Source organism: Kribbella sp. NBC_01245 (assembly GCF_036226525.1).
In the GTDB taxonomy this organism is placed as follows: domain Bacteria; phylum Actinomycetota; class Actinomycetes; order Propionibacteriales; family Kribbellaceae; genus Kribbella.
In genome coordinates this window covers 1,460,036-1,481,924 of the sequence record NZ_CP108487.1, presented here as the reverse complement: position 1 = coordinate 1,481,924, position 21,889 = coordinate 1,460,036, and the positions used below count along the sequence as shown (strand labels likewise).

The window sequence follows — 21,889 nt, the reverse complement described above, 5'->3', positions numbered from 1 at the left end:
AGGAGAGCGTGTGCCAGATCAGGTGTGGAACGTACGGGTTGAGACTCCTGCCGACATACCGGCGATCCGGTCCCTGCTCGTTCAGGCCTTTCCGGCCGAGCCTCACCTGGGCGACGTGCTGGACGGGCTGCGAGCTGATCCGGACACCTGGCTTCCCGAGTTGTCCGTGGTGGCCGAAGAAGCGACCACGCGCGCGATCATCGGCCATGCCCTGATCACCCGCTGCCGGATCGACGAGGCACCCGCCTTGGCGCTCGGCCCGTGCGGCGTCGTACCGGACTGGCAGAACCAAGGCGTCGGCTCGGCCGTCATCCGCGCCGCCCTGGCCGCGGCCCGGGCACAACCCGAGAACCTGGTCGTCGTGCTCGGCCATCCGACGTACTACCCGCGCTTCGGTTTCGCTCCCGCCTCCCGGCTCGGGCTGCGGGCGACGTTCGAAGCGGGCGACGCGATGATGGCGCAGGTGTTCGACGACTCGCGGCCGCATCCGACCGGCACGATCTACTACGCGAAAGCCTGGGACCAGTGAGCTTCACTACGCGGCCGACGCTCCGCGGCACGTTCGGCATGGTCTCGTCCACGCATTGGCTGGCATCCCAGTCGGCGATGCGGCTGCTTGAACTCGGCGGCAACGCGTTCGACGCCGCCGCGGCCGCCGGGTTCGTGCTGCACGTCGTCGAGCCACACCTCAATGGCCCGGGTGGTGAGGTCCCCGCGATCATCGCGACGGCCAACGACCCCACGCCTCAGGTCCTCTGCGGTCAAGGTCCCGCTCCGCAGGCCGCGACAATCGAGCACTACCGCGACCTCGGTCTCGACCTCATCCCCGGCTCGGGCCCGCTGGCCGCCGCTGTGCCCGGCGCGGTCGACGCCTGGCTGCTACTACTGAGCGACCACGGCACCCGGACCATCCGCGAGGTGCTCGAGCCGGCGATCGGCTACGCCCGCAACGGCCATCCGCTGGTTGCCGGCGCCACCGATACCGTTGCCCTGGTCAACGACTTGTTCCGCGAGCACTGGCCGACCTCCGCCGCCCTCTGGCTCACCGACGGTCGCCCGCCAACCCCGAACCACCTCTTCCGCAATCCGGCGTACGCCGAAACCCTCGAACGGCTCGTCCAAATCGCGGAGACCGCCGGGCCCGACCGCGTCGCGCAGATCGAACGCGCCCGTACCGAATGGCGCACCGGATTCGTCGCCGAGGCCATCGACCGCTTCGCCCGTATCCCCCATCGCGATTCCAGCGGCCGCGACCACCCGGGCCTGGTCACCGGCGACGACCTCGCGTCGTACCAGGCGAGCTGGGAGCCACCCGCCACCCTCGACTGGAACGGCCATACGGTCGCGAAGACCGGCCCGTGGGGTCAAGGCCCGGTCCTGCTGCAATCGCTCGCCACTCTCAGCCAGCTGGGCGATCCGAAGGACCTCCAGCTGGAGCAGGCCGACGGCGTGCACGTGGTGACCGAGGCGCTCAAGCTCGCGTTCGCGGATCGGGAGGCTTGGTACGGCGACGGGTTCGACGTACCGCTGAAGGTGTTGCTCTCCCCCGAGTACGCCGCTACCCGCGCCGCGCTGATCGGGCCCGAGGCGAGTGCGGAGCAACGGCCGGGCAGTCCCGACGGCCGCCGCCCGGCGATGCCGACGCAAAGCAAACCGCCCCTGGACCGCGACCCGTCGACCGGCGAGCCGACCGTGCGGGCCGACGGGCGGACTCGCGGCGATACCTGCCATGTCGATGTGGTGGACCGCTGGGGCAACGCGATCTCGGCGACTCCGAGCGGCGGCTGGTTGCAGTCGTCGCCGACGATTCCCGAGCTCGGGTTCTGCCTGGGCAGCCGGATGCAGATGTTCTGGCTGGAGCCGGGCCTCGCGTCATCCCTTGCCCCGGGCAAGCGTCCGCGGACGACGCTGACGCCGACGATGGTGCATCGCGACGGGCGGTTCGTGCTGGCCTGCGGATCACCTGGTGGCGACCAGCAGGACCAGTGGCAGTTGATCTTCCTGCTCCGCCACCTGGCCCAAGGCCGCGAGCTCCAGCAGGCGATCGACGCGCCCGCCTGGCACACGCGGTCGTTCGCGAGTTCGTTCTGGCCGCGTGAGATCGAGCCGGCCGGGCTGACGATCGAGGACCGTTTCGCGCCGGGTGTGATCGAGGAGCTCAGCAGGCGCGGTCACGATGTCACCGTCGCCGATCCGTGGAGCCTCGGCCGCCTCTGCGCGGTCGGACGCGAGGCCGACGGCGTCCTCACCGCCGGGGCCAACCCACGCGGCATGCAGGGTTACGCTGTCGGTCGTTAAGTCGGTAAGAGCCTTTGAAATAAGGAGACAAGTGGTACTGATCACCGCCCTGACCGATCCCGACCGGACCCCGACCAGCTACCGGCTGGCCTGGCTGGCGAGCGATGCCGACTCCGCGCCGGTGGGGTCGGCGTTCCTGCGCATGTTCACCGCGCCCGGCCAGGATCACCTCGGCGAGCTCGAGGTCACCGTCCACCCCGACTCACGTCGTACCGGCATCGGCAGCCGCCTGCTCGACGCCGCCACCACTGCCGCGAAGGCCGAGCGGCGGCGATCCCTGGTCGTCCAGGTCGAGGCCGACTCGGCAGGCGACAAGTTCCTCGCGGCGCGCGACTTCCGGGTGGTGCTCACGCTGACCTATGCCCGTCTCCCCATGGCCGAGGTCGATCTCGACGCGCTGACCGAGCTCACCGGCCGCCCGCATCCGGGCTATCGGCTCGAGACGTGGCAGGGCACTGTGCCCGACGACTTGGCCGAGTCGTTCGCGGCGTCCCGCAAGGCGATGGACGATATGCCGATGGACGACGCGGACTACGGTCCCGAGACGTGGGACGTCGACCGGGTCCGGGCCGCGGCCGAGCGGATCGCGAAGCGCGGTAACCACCTGCACACCGTGGTCGCGATCGACGTCAACGATGGTTCGATCGCCGGCTTCAGCGAACTGGTCGTGCCCGGCGATCATCGCGGCGACGCCCAGCACTACGGCACCGGCGTACTGCCCGAACATCGCGGTCATGGTCTGGCCCGCTGGATGAAGGCCGAGTCGATCCGCCGGGCCAAGCTCGACTACCCCGAGCTCAGCGGTCTGTTGACCGATACTGCGGACAGCAACACCTATATGCGCAGCATTAACGACAAACTCGGCTACCTGCCCACCCATCGCACTTTTATGTATCAGCTCGACATCTAGTTAGTTGCCTGCGACAACTTATTTACCGGCGCCGCCTGACCGATATTCTTGGTGCACGCGGCCGGGATAGCCCGGACGGTCCGCACTGATCCAGGACGCTGCTGGGCCCTGCTGCTGGAGTACTGACGGATGATCGATAGTGGCGCTCCGCCGGGATGCGGCAAAGTAGGACGGTGACCACAGGGGCTCGTGTACGAGGGCATGGCCACAGCGGCGGATGTACCGGGCGGAGACTCCCTTGAGGCTGTCCACCGGCCAGGAGAGACATCTTCGGCGGTGGTGCACCAGAAGGTGCACGCCATCGGTTTCGCCGCTGAACTCGACAGTTGCGCCTCGAAGGACTGGCAGACCTCTCGCATGATCTCATCGCAGCGCGTCGTCATCTCGTCGGTGAAGACACCTCGACGTACTTCGCGACGAAGACCAGGTGGACGTGCATTGCTGAAACCACATGCCTGCCACGTCGGTTGTCAGAGAAATTGTGTCCAAAGACCAAGCGAAATACGATCCTCGGTGTGCAGCTTCGGTACAACGTGAGGGCCTACCCCGAGCCTGGTCAGGCCATCGCGCTGGCCAGGGCTTTCGGGTGTGCCCGGGTGGTCTTCAACGACGGGCTCCGTGCCCGGCGTGAGGCCCGCAGCGCCGACTTGCCGTACATCAAGGACGGCGACCTCCAGAAGCAGGTCATCACCGCAGCCAAGCAGACCGAAGAGCGCGCATGGCTGGGCGAGGTGTCCTCGGTGGTGCTGGTCCAGTCCCTTCGCGACCTGCACACCGCCTACCGCAACTTCCTCTCCTCGGTGACCGGTAAGCGCAAGGGCCCGAAGGTCGCCCCGCCCCGGTTCAAGAGCCGCAAGGACAACAGGCAGTCGATCCGGCTTACCGCTAACGGGTTCAGCGTCCGTGGCAATGGCACCGTCTACATCGCCAAGGTCGGCGATATCAAGGTGAAGTGGTCCAGGCCGCTTCCCTCGGCGCCGACTTCCGTCACGCTCATCAAGGACGCTGCGGGCCGGTACTTTATGAGCTTCGTTGTGGAGACCGAGCCGGACTTCCTGCCTGAGATGAACACCGAGACCGGCATCGACGTCGGGCTCACGCATTTCGCGGTTCTCGCAGACGGCACCAAGATTTCGTCTCCGAAGTTCCTGCGCCGGGCTGAGAAGAAGCTCAAGCGTCTCCAGAAAGACCTCAGCCGCAAAGCCAAGGGGTCGAAGAACCGGATCAAAGCCCGTATCAAAGTCGCACGGCAGCACTCCCGTGTAGGCGACCGCCGCAGGGACTTCCATCACAAGGCATCCACACAGATCATCCGCGACAACCAAGCGGTGTATGTGGAAAACCTCGCGGTGTCCAGTCTCGGCAGGACCCGCCTCGCGAAGTCCGTGCACGACGCCGGATGGTCGGCGTTTGTCAACATGCTGGAGTACAAGGCTACCAAGCACGGCCGGCACTTCGGCAAGATCGGCCGGTTCGAGCCGACTTCTCAGGTCTGCTCGACATGCGGCATCAAGGACGGCCCCAAACCATTGAGTGCCCGGGAATGGATCTGCCGCGAGTGCGGGACCGTCCACGACCGCGACATCAATGCAGCGAAAAACATTCTGGCCGCCGGACGGGCGGACAGGCCAAACGCCTCGCAGAGCGCCGGTAAGACCAGGACGAAGGTCCCGGCACAGCGCGTTGAAGCAGGAACCCACCCAGGCACGCACACGCGGGCGGAAGGAATCCAGGTCCATTATGGCCTGGAGGACGTCAATTGTTGCCCATGACAACTGCATTCGTGGTTGCCTGAATCACCAAGTACACTCGGTGACCAGATCGACACTCTTTGTTTCGACGTTCCGCTGCCCAGAGCACTCAACGCCGGAGGACCCGTGCCGACCACCGAGTCATCTCACCCTGCCCATGACCGGACCACTTTGAGGTCCGTGCTTCGCCATGACCTGCCGGCCTCGCTGGTGGTGTTCCTGATAGCAATACCGCTGTCGCTCGGCATAGCCGCGGCGTCCGGCGCGCCGTTGATAGCCGGGCTGGTCGCCGCCGTGGTCGGTGGCGTTGTCGCGGGGGCACTCGGAGGGTCCCCGCTACAGGTCAGTGGTCCGGCGGCCGGTCTCACCGTGGTGGTCGCTTCGCTGGTTGCCCAGTTCGGCTGGGCGGCGACCGCCGGAATCACTTGTGCAGCAGGGCTTTTGCAGATTCTGCTCGGCATCACGAGGATCGGGCGGCTCGCGCTGTCGCTGTCCCCCGCGGTCGTGCACGGCATGCTCGCGGGCATCGGCGTGACCATCGCCGTCCAGCAATTACACGTGGTGCTGGGTGGTCAGGCCGAGAGTTCGCTCCTCGCGAATCTCGCCGCCCTGCCCGCCCAGCTCGTCGCCCATCATCCGGCCTCGGTGCTGGTCGGCCTACTGACCGTGCTGATTCTGCTGGTCTGGCCGAAACTGCCCAAAGTAAAGGTGATTCCGGCACCTTTGGTCGCGGTCGTCACCGTCACCGTGCTCGCCTCGGTGTTCGCGGTCAGCGTCACCCGCGTCGACCTGCCGGCCGATCCGCTCCGCTCGCTGGTCATGCCCGCGCTACCCCACGGCCCATGGCTCGACATCGTCAGCGCCGTACTGACGATCGCGCTGGTCGCGAGTGTCGAGTCGCTGCTCTCGGCCGTTGCCGTGGACAAGCTTCATCGCGGCCAACGCAGCAATCTCGATCGCGAGCTGATCGGCCAGGGCGCGGCCAACGCGGTCTCCGGCGCACTCGGCGGCATGCCCGTCACGGGTGTGATCGTGCGCAGCTCCACGAACGTCGCGGCAGGCGCCCGCAGTCGCGCCTCGGCCATCCTGCACGGCCTCTGGATCGCCGCGTTCGTGTTGGCCGCCGGCGCGATGCTCGAGCTGATCCCGATGGCGGCCCTCGCGGGCGTGCTGCTGGTGACTGGCCTGCGGCTCGTCCAACTCGCCCACATCCGGACGTTGCGACGCCACGACGAGCTGATCGTGTACGTCGTGACCGCTGCCGGGGTGGCGTTGCTCGGTCTGGCCGAGGGGGTGCTCGCGGGCCTGGCGCTTGCCTTGGGGCGCGTGCTGTATCGGTTGTCCAGGGCAACGGTCACGGCCACCGAGGGCGACGACGGCGTCTGGACCATTCGCATTCGCGGCACCCTGGTCTTCCTCGGCGTCTCGTCCCTGATCCGCACGCTGCGCATGGTGCCACCCGGCGCGGCGGTTCGCCTCGACGTACGGGTCAACCACCTCGACCACGCGGCGTACGAGGCCATCCAGGACTGGCGTCGCGGCCACATCGCCCGTGGCGGCAAGATCCTCGACCCGGCTCAACGCCGCGAGGACGACACCCGCCCTCAGCGTACGTCGATCCTGCTGGGTATTCGCGAGTTCGAGGCGACCGCCGCGGACCAGGTCAGGCCGATGCTGGCGCGACTGGCGGCGGATGGGCAGCGGCCGACCCAGTTGTTCATCACCTGCGCGGATTCGCGGATCGTGCCGACGATGATCACCACCAGCGGCCCGGGCGACCAGTTCTGCGTTCGCAACGTTGGGAATCTCGTGCCGCGCTCGGGCGACGACTCGGGCGACAATTCCGTCGACGCTGCCATCGAGTACGCCGTACAGGTGCTCGGGGTCGCCTCCATCGTGGTGTGCGGCCACTCCCATTGCGGCGCGGCGGCTGCGGCGATGGGTGAGGCCACGCCGGACGGTCCGGCCCTGCGTAGCTGGTTGCGCCACCTCGAGCCGAGCGTGCGTCGAGCCGCCGAACGACCCGACATCATCGACCCGGTCACCGGCATTACCCTCAGCGCAGCGGACAAGCTGTCCGTCACGAACGTCGCGATCCAACTGCAGAACCTGCGCACGTTCGCCTGCGTCCGCGAAGCCGAGAACGCCGGCCGGCTCGAGCTCGTCGGCCTCTACTTCGACATCGGCGCAGCCGCCGCCCGCCTCGTCCTCGACCGCGACCCCTACCTAATCCGCGCCGACGAAGAACTAGCCACCGCCACCGCCCCTCTCAACCACCTCTAACGTCCACCTTTAGCGTTCATTCGTCGCAATCTGCCCTCTGCAGGAGGCGGGCCACTGCAGGTCCGCGGTCGGTGAGGGCAGATTGCGACGAATGAACGCAACCATAAGAGGTCAGGCGCCGAGGATCTTCTCCACGGCGGCGGAGGTGATTGGGTGGTAGCCGGGGCGGGCGGCGGTGTAGATGTCGCGAGCGAGGTCGGACGCGCCCGCGCAGACCAGCGCCTTGTACACCGGGAGCACCAGCTTCATCCGGCCGACGCGGAGCAGGAAGTGGCGCATCTCGTCGTACGACGGCTGGTAGCCGCTGGCCGCCACGATCGAGTACCAGCGCCGCGCGATCTCGCCATTCGCCGTACCGGTGAAGCCGAACTCGAGGTCGAGCGCTCGCAACTGCGCAACGGTCAGCACGTCCGGCATCGCGTCCAGGAAGCGAAGCCACTCCTGCGTGGCCCAGCCGGCCGTTGCCGCAGGCAATGACCCACCCTCGAGCCACTTCGCCCGCGCCTCGTCAACGGCCGCGAACCGGGCCGACGCGGCACGTTCGGCAAACGCCGGGATGCCAGGTTCGTTCAACCAAGCGGCCAGCTCCTCCGCGCTGACAACGCCTGGATGCTCGGCCAGCAGCACCCGCTCGAGATGACCCACGAAGTCCGCCGAGGAGATACTGCGGAAGGCGAACCGGTCGAAGTACCCGCGAATGAACGGGTCGAACGCCTCCCGGCCAAACCGCTGCTCCAGCCAGGCGAGGAACCACGACCCCTTCAGCGCACCCAGCCCGGTCGACCCGTGGTACTCGCTGCGATGGTCGAGCCCAGGCAGCTCGACCGCCTGCGTCGCCGGGTCGAGCGGTTCCAGCTTGGTGACGATGGCGTGCTGCTTGATCGCCGTCTCCATCACCGCGAACTCCGTGCCATAGACGGCTTCCACGATCCGGTTCTCGACGTACGACGTGAAGCCCTCGTTCAGCCAGATGTCGTCCCAGCTGTCCTGCGTGACGAGATTGCCCGACCAGCTGTGCGCGAGTTCGTGCGCCACCAGGCTGACCAGCGACTTGTCCCCGATCACCACGGTCGGCGTCGCGAACGTCATCCGCGGGTTCTCCATCCCGCCGTACGGGAACGACGGCGGCAGCACGAGCAGGTCGTACCGCCCCCAGCGGTAAGGCCCGAACAGCGCCTCCGTCACCCGCATCATCTGCTCGGTATCGGCGAACTCGGCCGCCGCCCGCTTGGCCATCTCCGGCTCGGCCCACACCCCGGTCCGCGGCCCGGTCGCCTCGAACACCAGGTCACCCGCGGCGATGGCCAGCAGGTACGACGGGATGGGCTCGGGCATGACCACGTCATACGAGCCCGTACGGCGTGACGTGGTTCCGTTGTCGGCGCTCATCAGCACCATCAGCTCGGGTGGCGCCGTCACGTGGGCGGCGTAGCTGAACCGGACGCCCGGGGTGTCCTGCACCGGCACCCACGAGCGCGCGTGGATGTGCTGCGACTGGCTGAACATGAACGGCAGTACGCCGCCCGCGGTCATCTCCGGCTCGAGCCATTGCAGACCCGTCGCGGTCGGCGCCGTCCGGTAGTGCACCCGCACCTTGCGATGCCCGGCCGTCCGAACGGTCAGCGCCGATCCCAGCTCGGGATCGGCCGGCGCCAGCTCGAACGCGAGCGGCTCCCAGTCGTCGGCATCATGTGCGCCCTCGGTCGCGATCACGGTTAGACCACGGGTATCGAGTTGCAGCCGATCGGCGGGACCCTCCGCCCAGTCCAGGGTGTGCGTTGCGGAGCCGCTCAGCACCTTGGCGCTGAAGTCGAGCTCGAGATCCAGCTCGAGATGCCGGGTCCGGACCAGGGTCGGTTCGGCATATGAGTGGCGGTCGTGGGTCACGGGTACTCCTGGTGTGGCCGTTATTCGTCCGGTGTGGCTGCAGTACTGCGGTGTTCGTCCGGAGGACCTTACCCACGGTTTGGCCCGGTGCAGTGGCGAAAAAGCGTCACGGCGCAACAGCGTCACGGGTTAGCGTGTCCTTACTTACATCTACCGGTAACCCCGGTGGTGCCCGGCTTTGCCGCAGACTGGAGCCATGATGGCGGAGCAGAATCCGGCCCGCGTTCTGCAGCGGCGACCCTTCGGATCGTGGCTGCTTGGACCTGCCGATCAGAGCCCGACGACGTTGCGTGTCCGGGCTCAGATCCTGCTCACCTTCTTCCTGATCGGTGCGAATCTCACCGGCGCGGCCGTCGCCTTCACCCTGGCCGTCTTCGTCCTGCCCGGGCCTTCGTCAGATCGGCGGCTGACACACGCTCTCATCGCCGCGGGCTACGCCGCGGTCGCCCTTGTCATCGGCACCGCCTGGGCCACCAAGCGGTGCTTACGCGCGACCCGTTGGGTGCAGGAAGGCCGGCCCGCCAGCCGGCGGGATCAGGTCGCGACGTTGCGGCTGCCGCTTCAGGTCACGATGATCGTGGCGTTCTTCTGGCTGCTGGCGAGTGTCTTCTTCACTGTGGTGGACCTGGTGATCGATCCGGACAGCATGCTGCGGTCGTTCGTCACCACGCTCGATGGTGGGATCGTGACGTGCGCCGCGACGTACCTGCTGGTCGAGTTCTCGCTGCGGCCGATCATGGCCCGGGCGCTGCTCGACTCCGCGCCCCCGAAGCGCCTGCTCGCCGCCGGGTTGAAGGCGCGCACGATCTTCTTCTGGGCGGCGGGTTCAGCCGTACCGGTGGCCGGTTTGATGCTGGCAGCAATCGTTTCGCTGATCGAGAAGGACGTATCGGCGACTCGGCTGGCGGTGATCATGCTGGCGCTTGGTGGGGTCGTGCTGATCTTCGGCTTCGTGCTGACTGTGCTGTCGGCGAAGTCGGTCGTGGTCCCGGTCCGCTCCGTGCGTAACGCTCTCACGGTGATGGGAGGCGGCGATTTGAACGTTCGCATCCCGGTGTTCGACGGCACCGAACTCGGCTCGCTTCAGGCCGGGTTCAACCAGATGGCCGCCGGGCTGCGCGAACGCGAGCGCATTCGCGATCTCTTCGGCCGGTACGTCGGGCCGGAGGTGGTCCGCGACGCATTGACGCGAGACCAGCTCAACGGCGTCGGCAGTCTCAGTGGTGAGGAACGCTTCGTGGCCGTGCTCTTCGTCGACCTGGTCGGGTCCACCGGTTTGGCCGCGACGCGTCCACCGGCCGAAGTGGTGACGTTGCTGAACCGGTTCTTCGCGATCGTGGTGGACGAGGTCGACCGGCATGGCGGGCTTGTGAACAAGTTCGCGGGTGATGCCGTACTGGCCGTTTTCGGCGCGCCCACCGAACTACCCGATGCCGCAGGCAACAGTCTGGCCGCCGCGCGGTCATTGGCGGGCCGTTTGGCCGAGGAGTTGCCCGAGGCAACGGCCGGCATCGGCGTCACCGCGGGCGTGGTGGTCGCCGGTACGGTCGGAGACGAACGCCGCCACGAGTACACCGTCATCGGCGACCCGGTCAACGAAGCTGCCCGCCTCACCGAACTCGCCAAGTCCGTACCCGGCCGCCTGATCGCCGCCATGTCCGCCGTGACCGAGGCCAGCCCCACCGAGGCCGCCCACTGGCACCCTCACGGCCAAACCACCCTCCGCGGCCGCCCCACTCCGACCCCGCTGGCCGTCCCCCACCCTTCTCCTGCCGCGAGTGGTCACGGTCAGATGTGACCACTCGCGGGAGAAGAGACGAGGTCCAGCTCGTTGCCTTCCGGGTCGGTGAGCGTGCAACGGCGGCCGCGTTTCAACTCGTGGTGCTGATCTCGCTGCTCGCCCGGGGTCTCGTCGGTGACGATCCGGCCGCCGGCGGCGAGGGCCGCGTTGATGCGGGCTTCGAGCTGGTCGTACGGGACGGAGATGTCGAAGCGGATGCGGTTGCGCTGCCGGCGCCGTTCCTCGTCCGCCGGGTCCAACTGCTGGAAGATGATGACCGGGTTGAGTCGGCGCGGATCGTGGATGTCCGCCAGGAAAGGCCGTCGGTCGTGCTGGTAGCCGAGCACGGTCGTCCAGAAGGCCCGTACCGCGGGAACGTCGAGAGCGTCGATGCCGAGTTGTACGAAGCGGAGGCGCGTTGGGTCCGCGGCGAGGCCCATCTCGCGCGCTGCGGTTTGGATCCGACTGGCCAGGTCCACGAATCGGCTCTCGGCCGCGCCCTCGTCGTCCTCCCACTCGTCCTTTCCGCTGTCGATCGTGACGCCGTCTGGCCGTAGGTCGACCAGCATTGGCAAGCCCGCGTCGTCGGCCAGACCTGCGACGGTCGTCGCGAGCTCGCTTGCCTGCGAAGGGGGTGCGGTTGGGTAGAAGGTCATCGCGCCGAACATCGTCCGCCAGTCGGCGGTCTCCTTCGAGAGTTCACCGCCTGGGACTAGGTCGACCTCGTTTCCTTCGGCGTCGGCGAGGGTGAGCTGATAGGCGCCGTACGCCTCCTGACCGACGGTGGCCTTGACCGCATCCACGGCGTTGGGCGCCCGGCTGACGTCGACGTGGATCCGATTGCGTAGTGGGCGTGGCTGATCCAGGGGGTGGAACGAGAACGCTGGATCCCGTCGCAGCGGATCCACTAGGGCGTCGTCGCCGACGGGCTCGTAGGCAAGCGTCGTACGCCAGAACGACATCACCGAAGGCGTGTCAGCCGCATCGATCGCGAGCTGTACGGTCTGCAGGGCCGACGGATCGGCGGCCAAGCCGAGTTCCCGAGCCGCCCGCGAGATCGCGCGCGCAAGCGCCACGTCCGCCTCGCCGAGATCCGCGTCGGTGAGATCAGCGTCGTTGAGATCCGCAGCGCCGCTCGCGCCGATCCGCACGCGCACCCCGCTGGGGCGCAGATCCACGTCAGGCAGGCCGGTGCCGCCTGCCAATTCGGCGATGCGGCCGACCAGCGCCGCACCTGCGGTCAGCGACGGCGCGTCGAACCAAGCACTTGCGCCAACGCCAACGCCCCGCCAGTCCTCTCCGCCACTCGCTTCGCTCATCGCCCCAGAATAGGGCTGTTTGCGGACGGTGCTCGTCCGGATTTGGTTAGCGGCCGCCGCTGACGTCGAGGGTGGTGCCGGTCATGTAGGAGGCGCGGGCGGAGGCCAGGAAGGCGATCGCCTCGGCGACTTCGTCCGGTTTGCCGGGGCGGCCGAGGGGTGGGGTGGCGCCTAGGCGGTCGAGGCGGCCGGGTTCGTGGATCTCGGTTTCGATCAGGCCTGGGCGTACGCCGACGACGCGGATGCCTTCTTCGGCGACCTCGTTCGCGAGGCCGGTGGTGAGGGCGTCGACCGCGGCCTTCGAGGCGGCGTAGTCGACGTACTCCCCGGCAGATCCGAGGACGGCCGCGCGGGACGACACGTTGACGATGACGCCGCCGGTGCCGCCGCGGGCGGTGGACATCCGGCGTACGGCGGCTCCCGCAACCAGGAAGGCGCCGGTCACGTTGATTCGCAGTACGCGCTCGAGCCGTTCGACGTCGTACTCGGCGACACGGCCCGCTGGCGAGATCACACCCGCATTGTTGATCACCGCGCCGATCGGGCCGAGTTGTGCGGCGACTTCGTCGAAGAGTCGCTCGATGTCGGCCGGATCCACCACATCGGCCTGGATCGCGACAGCCTTGCGGCCGAGTCGCTCGCACGCGGCGACGACCGCGGCGGCCTGGTCGGCTTGGGTGCGATAGCTCAGACCGACGTTCCAGCCGTCGGCCGCGAGCGCGATCGCCGCGGCGGCGCCGATCCCCCGGCTGCCGCCCGTCACCAGCGCCGTCCCGTTGCTCTCGACCTGATCCCCACTCGAGACGTCATCGCGCAAAGTCATGCCCCAACCCTGCCACGGCGTCCAACACCTGACCGCTCGGCGGGTAGCCGTTGAGCCTCAGTCCCCAGACGGCCGCAGGGTGAGCTGGAGCTGCTTCTCGTTGTCGGAGAAGCCAAGGGCGCGGTAGATGCGGATCGCCAGGTACTCCGGGTCGGCCACCATGACGAGAGTCTTCGCGCCGAGCTCGGTCAGGCCGTACTCCGAGGCGTGGTGCACCAGCGTGCTCGCCAGACCGCGACCGCGCGCGCTCTCGTGGGTCTGCACGTGCTGGAACCGCGCGACCTCGCCGCCATCCGACACCAGCCCCAGGGCCGAGACCAGCTCGGCCCCTTCGAAGGCGCCGAACCATGCACCGCGACCGTGCTCGACCAGCTTGCGGTACGTCGCGTTGCGGGCGGCCGCGAATTCCTCGTAGCCCGCGACGTCCATCCGGTGTACCGCAAGGGATAACGCGAGATGGCGGTCCCAGTCGTCATCGCTGACGAGCTGCCGGATGGTCGCGTCGCTGTTCGGCCGGGCCGGCGGTAGCACCGAGGTCGCCGACATCACCGTATTCGTCTCAACCTCGAACCCGGCCGCGGCGACTTCCCCGTCCGCCCCGATCAAGCCTTCCGTCGTATCGACCCCCATCGCGACGTGCCCGGCATCGGGGAACTCCGCCTTGAACGTCGCCACCCGCGCCGCGACATCGCCCGGGCCGAACGACGTACGGAAAAGCAGGTAGTTCCCCCACCAGAAAGTCGGGTTGCCGGGTGTCCGGACAACCAGGTAATCCCCACGGTCCGAGACCTCGCTGCCGCCCAACTGAAGCAGCATCAGATCCGTCCGATACCCCAAGCTCTCGATCATCCCCCAATCCTCCTCCCCCGACCCGGATCCGCCCACTGGTTTATCGCGTGTTCGTCGCGCGGAATAAGGCCGGGCGGAATTGCGCGGGTTGTTCACAGCTTGCCCTCGGCAACCATCCGGCACTTGCCTTCCGGGGGCGCCAGGTGAAGGGTGAAAATCCCGGAACGAAGGGAAAAACCGATGACGGTACATGCCGAGGCGCTCGACCACGAGCACCTACCCGACGACGGCTGCGAGACGGTCCAGCACGAGGACCACGTCGACCACGTCCACGACGGCGAGCACCACCCCGAAGCCCGCCTCCACCCGTCCCACGAAGGCGTCCACACCGAAGGCGACGGCTGCGAAACCATCCAGCACGACGACCACCTAGACCACCTCCACAACGGCCACCGCCACCACCAACACGGCACCCACGTCCACGAACACTGACCCTTTCCATTCATCGGGCCCTACTGACCAGAAAGCGGCCGCCGGAGCAGCAATGGCCGGCCAGCACCCCACCTTGCATTCATCGGTCCCAAACCGCCCTCCACCACCGCTTGGCAGTACAGGTAAGCAGACAGGAGAGGGCGGTTTGGGACCGATGAATGCAAGGTGCGGATCCGCGTGGTCACAAGGGACCGATGAACGCCGACACGCCGGGTCACGAGGGCCCGATGAACATCCGCGGTGCGGGTTCACCTGGTCGTCGGGACCTTGCGAACAGCGCGCGGTTTCCCGCGTTGATACGGCGAGCGCCTCTTTGCATTCATTCGTCGGAATCCGCCCTCCTCCGTCCACTGGCCTGTACCGGTTTGCGGTGGCTGGAGGGCGGATTCCGACGAATGAATGCAAAGGACATTGGGCCGACGGAAAACCTGGGGCGGTGATCCGGTTCGGGGGTTAGCCTGGCGCGCGAGGCGAGGGTTGGAGGGGCGATGCTCGAGACGGTCGGGGTGGCGGCTGCCGAGGAAGAGGTCTACCGGGCGTTACTGGCGGCGCCGGGTAGTACTGGTGATGAGCTAGCCGGTCGGCTTGGACGATCGCCGGCCGAGGTCGCGTTGTCTGTGGAAGAGCTCGAGGCGCTCGGATTGGTCAGCCGCAACGGCGATCAGCTGGTGCCGGCCCGACCCGATGTCGCGATCGGCGTGTTGATCGCGCGGCAGCGGGCTGAGCTCGACAAGGTCCAGGCCGAGGCGCAGACGATGCTGTCGGAGGTCCGCGCGCATGAGCGGTACCGGCCGGAGAACCTGGTCGAGGTCATCGTCGGGCAAGAGGCGATCGCGGCCCGGTTCGCGCAACTGCTGGAAGGTACTGAGCGCGAGTTGCTCGTACTCGACCGGCCGCCGTACGCCGCGAGGGTCGACGAATCGGACCAGGCCGTTCGCGGTCTGATGCGCGAGGGCGTCGTCGTGCGCGGGATCTACTCGCCCGATTCGCTGGATGTGCCGGGCGGGGTCGACGAGGCGTACAGCGCGGCGGATGCCGGCGAGACGTCGCGCGTACATCCGCAGGTGCCGATGAAGCTGGCCGTCTTCGACGCGAAGGCCGCGCTGCTGCCGTTGTCGGTGGACGAGCTGGTCGACAGTGCGTTGGTGGTGCATCCGTGCGCGTTGCTCGACGCGCTGATCGAGATGTTCGGCCTGTTGTGGGACCAGGCGGTGCCGATCGTCCAGGCGCCGGGCACCGACCAGCTCGACGCGCGAATGATGACGCTGCTCGCGGCCGGGTTCAAGGATGACGCGATCGCACGGCAGTTGACGCTCAGCAGCCGTACGGTCGGACGCCGCGTTGCCGAACTGATGGACCTACTCGGTGCCCGCACCAGGTTCCAGGCCGGCGTCCACGCCCAACGCCGCCACCTTCTCGACAGCTAACCCAGAAAGTCCTCGCAACAAATCCCGGCAGCAGTGTCGGATCGCGGCTGAACTGTTCGTAATAGAGGTGAGAGCCCACGACGAGCGAGAAGGGAACCGCGACCATGAAACTGACAATCACCACAAACGTCTCCGTCGACGGCGTGATGCAGGGACTCGGCGGCCCAAACGAGGATCGCAGGGGCGGATTCGAGCGCGGCGGATGGGCCTTACCCCTGTTCGAGGGCGAGGCCGAGACCTACCTCGGCGACGTCTACCAACGCGCCGACGCCTTCCTGTTCGGCCGACGAACCTACGAGATCTTCGCCGGCTCCTGGGGCGTGATGGAGGACCCGAGCAGCAGCCCCATCGGAGCGGCGCTGAACACCCGGCCCAAGTACGTCGCATCGACCACGCTCACCAACCCGCAATGGGCGAATACAACCGTCCTTTCCGACACCGCCATCCGCGAGCTGAAAGCCAAGCCAGGTGGCGAGCTGCAGGTGCACGGCAGCGGCGAGCTCGTCCGCTGGCTGCTGGACAACCAGCTTGCCGACGAGCTCATCCTGCTCACCTATCCCGTGATCGTCGGCCAAGGCACGCGGCTGTTCCCCGCCACCGGCCCAGACGCAGCTCTCGACCTGGTCGAGGCTCGAGCCACCCCGGAGGGCATAACGATCCACGTCTACCGGCCCAACGGCCGCCCGCAATACGCACCGGCCACGGCCGACTGAAGATACCGTCGAACCGCCCACGAGGGGCGACCCGAATCACAGGAGATGATCCGAGATGCAGTACCTGGTTTCCGTGATCGATGACAAGAGCAATCCCGGCAGCACGGACCGGCAGCCTGCCATCAGCGCCTTCAACGAACGACTGATCGCCGAGGGCTACTGGGTTTTCGCGGGAGGACTCGCGGACACCGACGCGGCCACGGTCGTCGACAACCGGGGCGAGCAGGTGGTGTTCAGCGACGGGCCTTTCGTGGAGTCGAAGGAGTACCTCGCCGGCGTCTGGGTGTGGGAGGCCCCCGATCTGGAGGTGGCGCTCAAGCTCGCCACCGAGGCGTCGAAGGTCTGCGATCGGAAGATCGAGGTGCGGCCGTTCCAGTGAGCGACATCGAGGAGGCGATCACCCAGGCCCACCACGAGCAGTGGGCGCGGGTTGTCGCAACCCTGACCCGACGTTTCGGTGACCTCGATATCGCCGAGGAGGCAGCGGCCGAGGCGTTCGCGACCGCCGTCGAGCGCTGGATGGCCGAAGGCGTACCTCCCAACCCCGGCGGCTGGCTGACCACGACCGCCAACCGCAAGGCGATCGACCGGATCCGGCGCGAGAGCAAGCGCGACGACAAGCACAAGGAGGGTCAGATGCTGTACGACGACGACCCGCCCGAGCCACTCGGCGCGATCGACGACGACCGGCTCCGGCTGATCTTCACCTGCTGTCACCCGGCGCTCGCGTTGGAGACCCGCGTGGCGCTGACGCTGCGCATGGTCGGCGGTCTGACAGTGCCCGAGATCGCCCGCGCCTTCCTGGTGCAGGAGACCGCCATGGGGCGACGGATCACTCGTGCCAAGTCTAAGATCAAGGCGGCCCGCATCCCGTATCGGGTGCCGTCCGCGGAGGATCTCCCGGCCCGCGTCTCCGGCGTACTCGCCGTTCTCTTCCTCGTCTTCAACGAGGGCTACCTGGCGACCGGCCCCGACACCGATCCCGTACGTCACGAGCTGACCGCCGAGGCCATCCGGCTCACTCGCCTGATCCGTGCCCTCATGCCGGCGGACGGTGAGGTGGCCGGGCTGCTGGCGCTGATGCTCCTCACCGAGGCCCGCCGCACCGCCCGGGTCTCAGCCAGCGGCGAACTGGTCTCCCTGGACGAGCAGGACCGTGGGGCCTGGGACGCGGACCTGATCGCCGAGGGCCATCGCCTGGTGCGCGAACGACTGGCCGCCGGAGTGGCTCCGGGTCGCTACCAAATCCTCGCGGCGATCAACGCCGTGCACACCTCGGCCCGCGACGTACGCGACACCGACTGGTCGCAGGTCGTTGCCCTCTACAACCAGCTCGTCCGCCTCGACCCCTCGCCGATCGTCGCCCTCAACCAGGCCATCGCGGTCGCCGAGATCGACGGCCCGGACGTGGCGTTGGCGGCCATCGACCGTCTTGAGGACAAGCTGGCCGACTATCACGCCTACCACGCGACCCGCGCCAACCTGCTGCGCCGGCTGGGCCGCAGTCAGGAGTCGCGCGCGGCGTACGACAAAGCCATCGAGCTCGCGGGCAACACCGCCGAGATCGCCTACCTCACCCGCCGCCGCGACCAGCTGGGGACTTAGGCCTCTGACCGCGCGCGGATCGATGCCGGGAGCGTCCAGTTCAGACCTAGTCTCCACGTCTTGACCGAACGGCCAGTGGAGGACAGTAGGCGCAGGACTTTGGTGGTGAGGGCGGCGTAGGCGATGCCGAAGGCTAAGGCGCCGAAGAGGGCGAGTACGTCGCTGTACTGAGCGATGTGCGGGTAGATCTGCCAGTGGGTGACGTAGATGTAGAGCGAGCTGGACGCGAGCACACCGGCGACACGGGTCAGCGGCCCGAGGCTCGGGAGACGCGGAACCCAGACCAGCAAGGCGAATCCGACCACGATGATCGACTCGCGCATGAGCTCGCCGGGGAAGAACCCGGGCACGGTGATCGCGGCGGCGATGGTCACCAGCACTCGTTGCCAAACGGCCGGGCCCTTCGCAGCGGCCCAGCCGAGGGCGAAGAGCCAGAAGACGGTCACGATCGACGGCAGGGCGTTGCGCGCGTCGAGCTCCAGCAGGTCGTACCGGGTCACCAGACCGATCGTGGCGATGGTGATTGGCAGGCCGAAGGAGAACCGGCGCTCCAGCCGATCGAACGCGGGCACGCACAACGCGACAGCGACCAGGATCAGCAGGTAGACGACGGTCTCGACGAACCAGAGATACATCCCCGGGCCGTTGTCGTCCGGCACGACGACGCTGTTGAGGAGGAAGAGATTCTCCCAGTGGTAGTCGGTACTGATGAACAACGCGACCGCCACCCAGGCCATGCTCGGTACGGCGATCCTGGCGACCGTCTGCGCCAAGTAGCGGATCCGGTCACGCCGTACGGCGGAAGTGAGGTGGAAGCGCGCGAAGTTGTACCCGACAACGGTGAGCAGCAGGTGCGCGCCGCCCTTGATCTGGAAGAGCTGGATGTGTGAGCCGACGATCAGGACGATCGCGATCGCCCGCAACGCGACGCCGGTCTCCATCATCCGAAATATGCGACGGCGTCCGGCGATGGGCGCCGCCGGCTCGGCGAGGTCGCGGATCGGGCGGCTGTGCCAGTCGGTGGGCAGCCGGCCGATCGCCTCTTCGAGCCGCACCGACACCTCGACGTACGACAGCGAGTCGCCGCCGAGGCTGACGAAGCTGCTGTCGGGTGTGACGTCGCTCCGGTCGAGCAATTCGGCGTAGAGGCGGCACAGGTCCGAGACCGTGGCACCAGCCGCAACGACCTCCGCGGGACGATCGGATGCCAGCTCGCCAATGGCCCGATAGTCCAGCTTCCCGGTGTCCAGCCGCGGGAAGGCGTCGACCAACTGGACGCGTACGGCTCGCACGGGCAGCCCGCAGGCGGCTGCCGCCAATCTCCTGACCTCGTCGGCCTCGGCCTCACCCTCGACAACGACCACCAACTCGTCGTCCTCGCCCAGGCAGCACGACGAATAGCCGTGCACCTCAAGCGCCGCCTCGACCTGCTGCGGGTCGATCCGCAACCCGAAGACCTTCGCGAACCGGCTCCGACGGCCAACGATCTCGTACAGACCATCAACGCGGAGCCGGGCGAGGTCACCGGTACGAAGTTCGTGGATGGTCCGGCCTTCGGCGAGGTCGGCCGGCGTCTCGGCGTACCCGAGCATCACGTTCGGACCGGCGTACACCAACTCCCCAACGCCATCCACCGAGTCGGGCAGTGGTTCGAGCCGGAACGAGCCGCCCGGAATAGCGCGCCCGATCGCCTGCGGATGGCTGGCGGCGAGATCCGGCGGCAGGTACGCCATCCGGGCGGTCGCCTCGGTCTGGCCGTACATGACGTACAGGTCCCACCCCTTGCGCCGGCCCAGCGACGCGAGCCCAGCGACGCGCTCGGCGGCGAGCCGACCGCCGGCCTGCGTGACGTACCGCAACCGCGGCAAGTCCATCTCCGCGAAACCAACTCGTTCCAGCAGATCGAAGGTGTACGGCACGCCGGCGAAGGTCGACCCTCCCGCCTCGCGGAACAACTGCCAGAACGCCTCCGTGGACACCGACAAGTCCGTGAGGATGAGCGCGGCACCACGCAGCAGATGACTGTTGACCACGGAAAGCCCGTAGCAATAGTGCATCGGCAGAGTGGTCGCGGCTCGATCGGTTGAACGGATCCCCAGGTACGACGCGATCGACTCCGCGTTGGCCTGCAAGTTCTCGTGCGACAGCCGGACGAGTTTCGGCGATCCCGTCGACCCCGACGTACTCAGCAGCAGGGCGAGATCGGGATGCAGCCGATGCGCGCTCACCGGGCGTCGCTCGTCGATCTCCCATCGGGCGCCGTTCGGCCCGCATGTTGGCCGTACGACGACGTCGGGGTCGTAGGCGCCGATCAGCGATTGAGTGGACTCGGGGCTGTCCCCCGGCACCAGCAAGAGCGGATGCCCCGCGGCCAACGCCGCCAGGTATACGACCAGGGCGTCGAGGTGGTTGCCGCCGGCCAGCAAGACCAGCCGCCGCTCGGGACCGAGGCGGTCGGCGGTCGCAGCCACGCGTGCCGCGAGATCACGGAAAGTAACCGAGCCGTCCGTTGTGATGACGGCGATCTGGTCCCCGTAAGAGGCCAAATCTCGGGCGAACGCGACAGCGCAGACGTCGCTTCGCTCGGTGGATGGGTGGTTCACGAGCGCATCGTAGGTAAGGCAACCCTCATTGAATAGTGCTCACCACGCTAGGACCAGGTGATCGTTATCTCGGCCGAGTACCGCTTGACGTGAGGTTAGCTTTACCTTATTCATGGCATGTCCCAGATCCTTCGCGCCCGCGTCCTCGCGTGGCCGCGTAGCCGTGCAGGAAGGCTCCACCATGACCCGCTCGTGGTCCCATCGTCTCGCCGCGTTCGTCGCGGTGGCCGCGCTCGTCCCAACGCTCACAGCCTGTAGCGGCGACGACGCCGGCCTCGTCATCTACTCGGGCCGGAACCAGGGCCTGGTCGAGCCGATCCTGCAGAAACTCGAGAAGGCGATCGGGACCAAGGTCGAGGTCCGGTACGGCGACAGCGCCGAGTTGTCCGCGCAGATCCTGGAAGAGGGCGAGAACACCAAGGCGGGCCTGTTCTTCTCCCAGGACGCGGGCGCCCTCGGCGCGCTCTCCAAGGAAGACCGCCTCGCCGGTCTGCCGCAGGCGACGCTCGACCGGGTGGACGCGGCGTACCGGAGCGCCAAGGGCGACTGGGTCGGCGTCTCGGGTCGCGTCCGCGTCCTCGTGTACAACCCGGGCAAGGTGCCGACTCCCCCGGCGTCCGTGCACGACCTGGTCAAGCCGGAGTGGAAGGGCAAGATCGGGTATGCGCCGACCAACGCGTCCTTCCAGGCCTTCGTCACCGGCATGCGAGTGCTCGAGGGTGACGAGTCGACGCGCAAGTGGCTGGAGGGGCTGAAGGCGAACAGCCCGAAGGCCTATGGCAACAACATCGAGGCGCTGGACGGAGTCGACTCGGGCGAGGTCTCGATCGCTCTGCTCAACCACTACTACTGGTACGAGCGCGTCGCGGAGAAGGGCGAGGCAAGCGTCACCGCGAAGGTGCACTACCTGCCGGCCGGCGACCCGGGCGGTCTGGTCAACGTGGCCGGTGTCGGCATGCTGAAGGGTGCGGACGAGAAGCAGAGCGAGTACGCCCAGAAGGCCGCCGACTACTTGCTTTCGGAAGAGGCGCAGAAGTACTTCGCCGAAGACACCAAGGAGTATCCGCTGGCCGCGGGCGTGAGCCAGGCCAAGGGACTGCCGGCCCTCAGCTCCCTCAACCCGCCCAAGATCGACCTCGGTCAGCTCGACTCGCTCAAGGAGACGCTGGCGATGATCCAGGGCGTCGGATTGGTCTGAGCCGCCGTGCC

Annotated in this window: 17 protein-coding genes and 1 pseudogene; 12 read left to right on the top strand and 6 right to left on the bottom strand. The window is 67.6% G+C overall.

Features of this window, described 5'->3' with window-relative positions:
* Window positions 1-10: 10 nt before the first annotated feature.
* Genes OG394_RS06410 through OG394_RS06400 form a run of 3 tightly spaced genes read left to right on the top strand, consistent with a single transcriptional unit; the run spans window position 11 to window position 3,208 of the window.
* Entirely contained in the window at window positions 11-529 is a 519-nt protein-coding gene (locus OG394_RS06410) for a GNAT family N-acetyltransferase (RefSeq protein ID WP_328993997.1), read from the top strand.
* Window positions 526-2,298, top strand: a complete 1,773-nt coding sequence (locus OG394_RS06405; protein ID WP_328993996.1) for a gamma-glutamyltransferase family protein — start codon at window positions 526-528, stop codon at window positions 2,296-2,298. Before OG394_RS06410 ends, OG394_RS06405 begins: the two co-directional genes overlap by 4 nt.
* A gap of 31 nt (window positions 2,299-2,329) precedes the next feature.
* On the top strand, window positions 2,330-3,208 hold the full coding sequence (locus tag OG394_RS06400) for a GNAT family N-acetyltransferase (RefSeq protein ID WP_328993995.1): 879 nt from the start codon (window positions 2,330-2,332) through the stop codon (window positions 3,206-3,208).
* 119 nt (window positions 3,209-3,327) lie between these two features.
* On the opposite strand, the pseudogene tnpA reads toward OG394_RS06400, so the two are convergent.
* A pseudogene (gene tnpA, locus OG394_RS06395) lies at window positions 3,328-3,647 on the bottom strand (IS200/IS605 family transposase); the annotation flags it as partial.
* Window positions 3,648-3,723: 76 nt separating this feature from the next.
* Here tnpA and OG394_RS06390 point away from each other — a divergent pair.
* Window positions 3,724-4,980, top strand: a complete 1,257-nt coding sequence (locus OG394_RS06390; protein ID WP_328993994.1) for an RNA-guided endonuclease InsQ/TnpB family protein — start codon at window positions 3,724-3,726, stop codon at window positions 4,978-4,980.
* A gap of 159 nt (window positions 4,981-5,139) precedes the next feature.
* Window positions 5,140-7,242 (top strand): bifunctional SulP family inorganic anion transporter/carbonic anhydrase, encoded by a 2,103-nt coding sequence (locus OG394_RS06385; RefSeq protein ID WP_328993993.1) that lies wholly within the window; start codon window positions 5,140-5,142, stop codon window positions 7,240-7,242.
* Between the two features lie 111 nt (window positions 7,243-7,353).
* Here OG394_RS06385 and OG394_RS06380 read toward each other — a convergent pair whose 3' ends face one another.
* Complete coding sequence (locus OG394_RS06380) at window positions 7,354-9,129, bottom strand: M1 family metallopeptidase (protein ID WP_328993992.1); 1,776 nt, start codon at window positions 9,127-9,129, stop codon at window positions 7,354-7,356.
* Between the two features lie 196 nt (window positions 9,130-9,325).
* Between OG394_RS06380 and OG394_RS06375 the strand changes: the two genes are divergently transcribed.
* The gene (locus tag OG394_RS06375; protein ID WP_328993991.1) at window positions 9,326-10,927 is read left to right on the top strand and encodes an adenylate/guanylate cyclase domain-containing protein; all 1,602 of its coding nucleotides are present in this window, start codon (window positions 9,326-9,328) and stop codon (window positions 10,925-10,927) included.
* Here the strand turns inward: OG394_RS06375 and OG394_RS06370 are convergent.
* Genes OG394_RS06370 through OG394_RS06360 form a run of 3 tightly spaced genes read right to left on the bottom strand, consistent with a single transcriptional unit; the run spans window position 10,918 to window position 13,900 of the window.
* Entirely contained in the window at window positions 10,918-12,228 is a 1,311-nt protein-coding gene (locus OG394_RS06370) for a VOC family protein (protein ID WP_328993990.1), read from the bottom strand. The genes OG394_RS06375 and OG394_RS06370 overlap by 10 nt on opposite strands.
* 46 nt (window positions 12,229-12,274) lie before the next feature.
* Window positions 12,275-13,051, bottom strand: coding sequence for an SDR family oxidoreductase (locus OG394_RS06365; RefSeq protein ID WP_328993989.1), 777 nt, complete (start codon window positions 13,049-13,051; stop codon window positions 12,275-12,277).
* A 57-nt stretch (window positions 13,052-13,108) separates the two neighbouring features.
* Window positions 13,109-13,900 carry a GNAT family N-acetyltransferase gene (locus OG394_RS06360; protein ID WP_328993988.1) on the bottom strand — a complete coding sequence of 264 codons (792 nt, stop codon included), beginning with the start codon at window positions 13,898-13,900 and terminating at the stop codon, window positions 13,109-13,111.
* Between the two features lie 180 nt (window positions 13,901-14,080).
* On the opposite strand from OG394_RS06360, the gene OG394_RS06355 reads away from it, so the two are divergent.
* The 5 genes from OG394_RS06355 (at window position 14,081) to OG394_RS06335 (ending at window position 18,077) form a co-directional block, all read left to right on the top strand.
* Complete coding sequence (locus tag OG394_RS06355; protein ID WP_328993987.1) at window positions 14,081-14,332, top strand: hypothetical protein; 252 nt, start codon at window positions 14,081-14,083, stop codon at window positions 14,330-14,332.
* A gap of 488 nt (window positions 14,333-14,820) precedes the next feature.
* Window positions 14,821-15,759 (top strand): helix-turn-helix domain-containing protein, encoded by a 939-nt coding sequence (locus OG394_RS06350; RefSeq protein ID WP_328993985.1) that lies wholly within the window; start codon window positions 14,821-14,823, stop codon window positions 15,757-15,759.
* 104 nt (window positions 15,760-15,863) lie between these two features.
* Entirely contained in the window at window positions 15,864-16,472 is a 609-nt protein-coding gene (locus tag OG394_RS06345; RefSeq protein WP_328993984.1) for a dihydrofolate reductase family protein, read from the top strand.
* 55 nt (window positions 16,473-16,527) lie between these two features.
* Window positions 16,528-16,851, top strand: coding sequence for a YciI family protein (locus OG394_RS06340; RefSeq protein WP_328993983.1), 324 nt, complete (start codon window positions 16,528-16,530; stop codon window positions 16,849-16,851).
* Window positions 16,848-18,077: an RNA polymerase sigma factor gene (locus tag OG394_RS06335; protein WP_328993982.1), complete on the top strand. Its 1,230-nt coding sequence runs from the start codon at window positions 16,848-16,850 to the stop codon at window positions 18,075-18,077. The genes OG394_RS06340 and OG394_RS06335 overlap by 4 nt, the downstream gene beginning before the upstream one ends.
* Here the strand turns inward: OG394_RS06335 and OG394_RS06330 are convergent.
* The gene (locus OG394_RS06330) at window positions 18,074-20,680 is read right to left on the bottom strand and encodes an AMP-binding protein (RefSeq protein ID WP_328993981.1); all 2,607 of its coding nucleotides are present in this window, start codon (window positions 20,678-20,680) and stop codon (window positions 18,074-18,076) included. The genes OG394_RS06335 and OG394_RS06330 overlap by 4 nt on opposite strands.
* A 181-nt stretch (window positions 20,681-20,861) precedes the next feature.
* Between OG394_RS06330 and OG394_RS06325 the strand changes: the two genes are divergently transcribed.
* Complete coding sequence (locus tag OG394_RS06325; RefSeq protein WP_328993980.1) at window positions 20,862-21,878, top strand: iron ABC transporter substrate-binding protein; 1,017 nt, start codon at window positions 20,862-20,864, stop codon at window positions 21,876-21,878.
* The last annotated feature ends 11 nt before the right edge of the window (window positions 21,879-21,889 follow it).

What these genes read in the sequence shown, in the direction of transcription:
- OG394_RS06355 (WP_328993987.1), top strand. Translation starts at nt 14,081, where the DNA reads ATGACGGTACATGCCGAGGCGCTCGACCACGAGCACCTACCCGACGAC.
- OG394_RS06345 (WP_328993984.1), top strand. Translation starts at nt 15,864, where the DNA reads ATGAAACTGACAATCACCACAAACGTCTCCGTCGACGGCGTGATGCAG.
- OG394_RS06350 (WP_328993985.1), top strand. Translation starts at nt 14,821, where the DNA reads ATGCTCGAGACGGTCGGGGTGGCGGCTGCCGAGGAAGAGGTCTACCGG.
- OG394_RS06360 (WP_328993988.1), bottom strand. Translation starts at nt 13,900, where the DNA reads ATGATCGAGAGCTTGGGGTATCGGACGGATCTGATGCTGCTTCAGTTG.
- OG394_RS06325 (WP_328993980.1), top strand. Translation starts at nt 20,862, where the DNA reads ATGACCCGCTCGTGGTCCCATCGTCTCGCCGCGTTCGTCGCGGTGGCC.
- OG394_RS06370 (WP_328993990.1), bottom strand. Translation starts at nt 12,228, where the DNA reads ATGAGCGAAGCGAGTGGCGGAGAGGACTGGCGGGGCGTTGGCGTTGGC.
- OG394_RS06375 (WP_328993991.1), top strand. Translation starts at nt 9,326, where the DNA reads ATGATGGCGGAGCAGAATCCGGCCCGCGTTCTGCAGCGGCGACCCTTC.
- OG394_RS06365 (WP_328993989.1), bottom strand. Translation starts at nt 13,051, where the DNA reads ATGACTTTGCGCGATGACGTCTCGAGTGGGGATCAGGTCGAGAGCAAC.
- OG394_RS06340 (WP_328993983.1), top strand. Translation starts at nt 16,528, where the DNA reads ATGCAGTACCTGGTTTCCGTGATCGATGACAAGAGCAATCCCGGCAGC.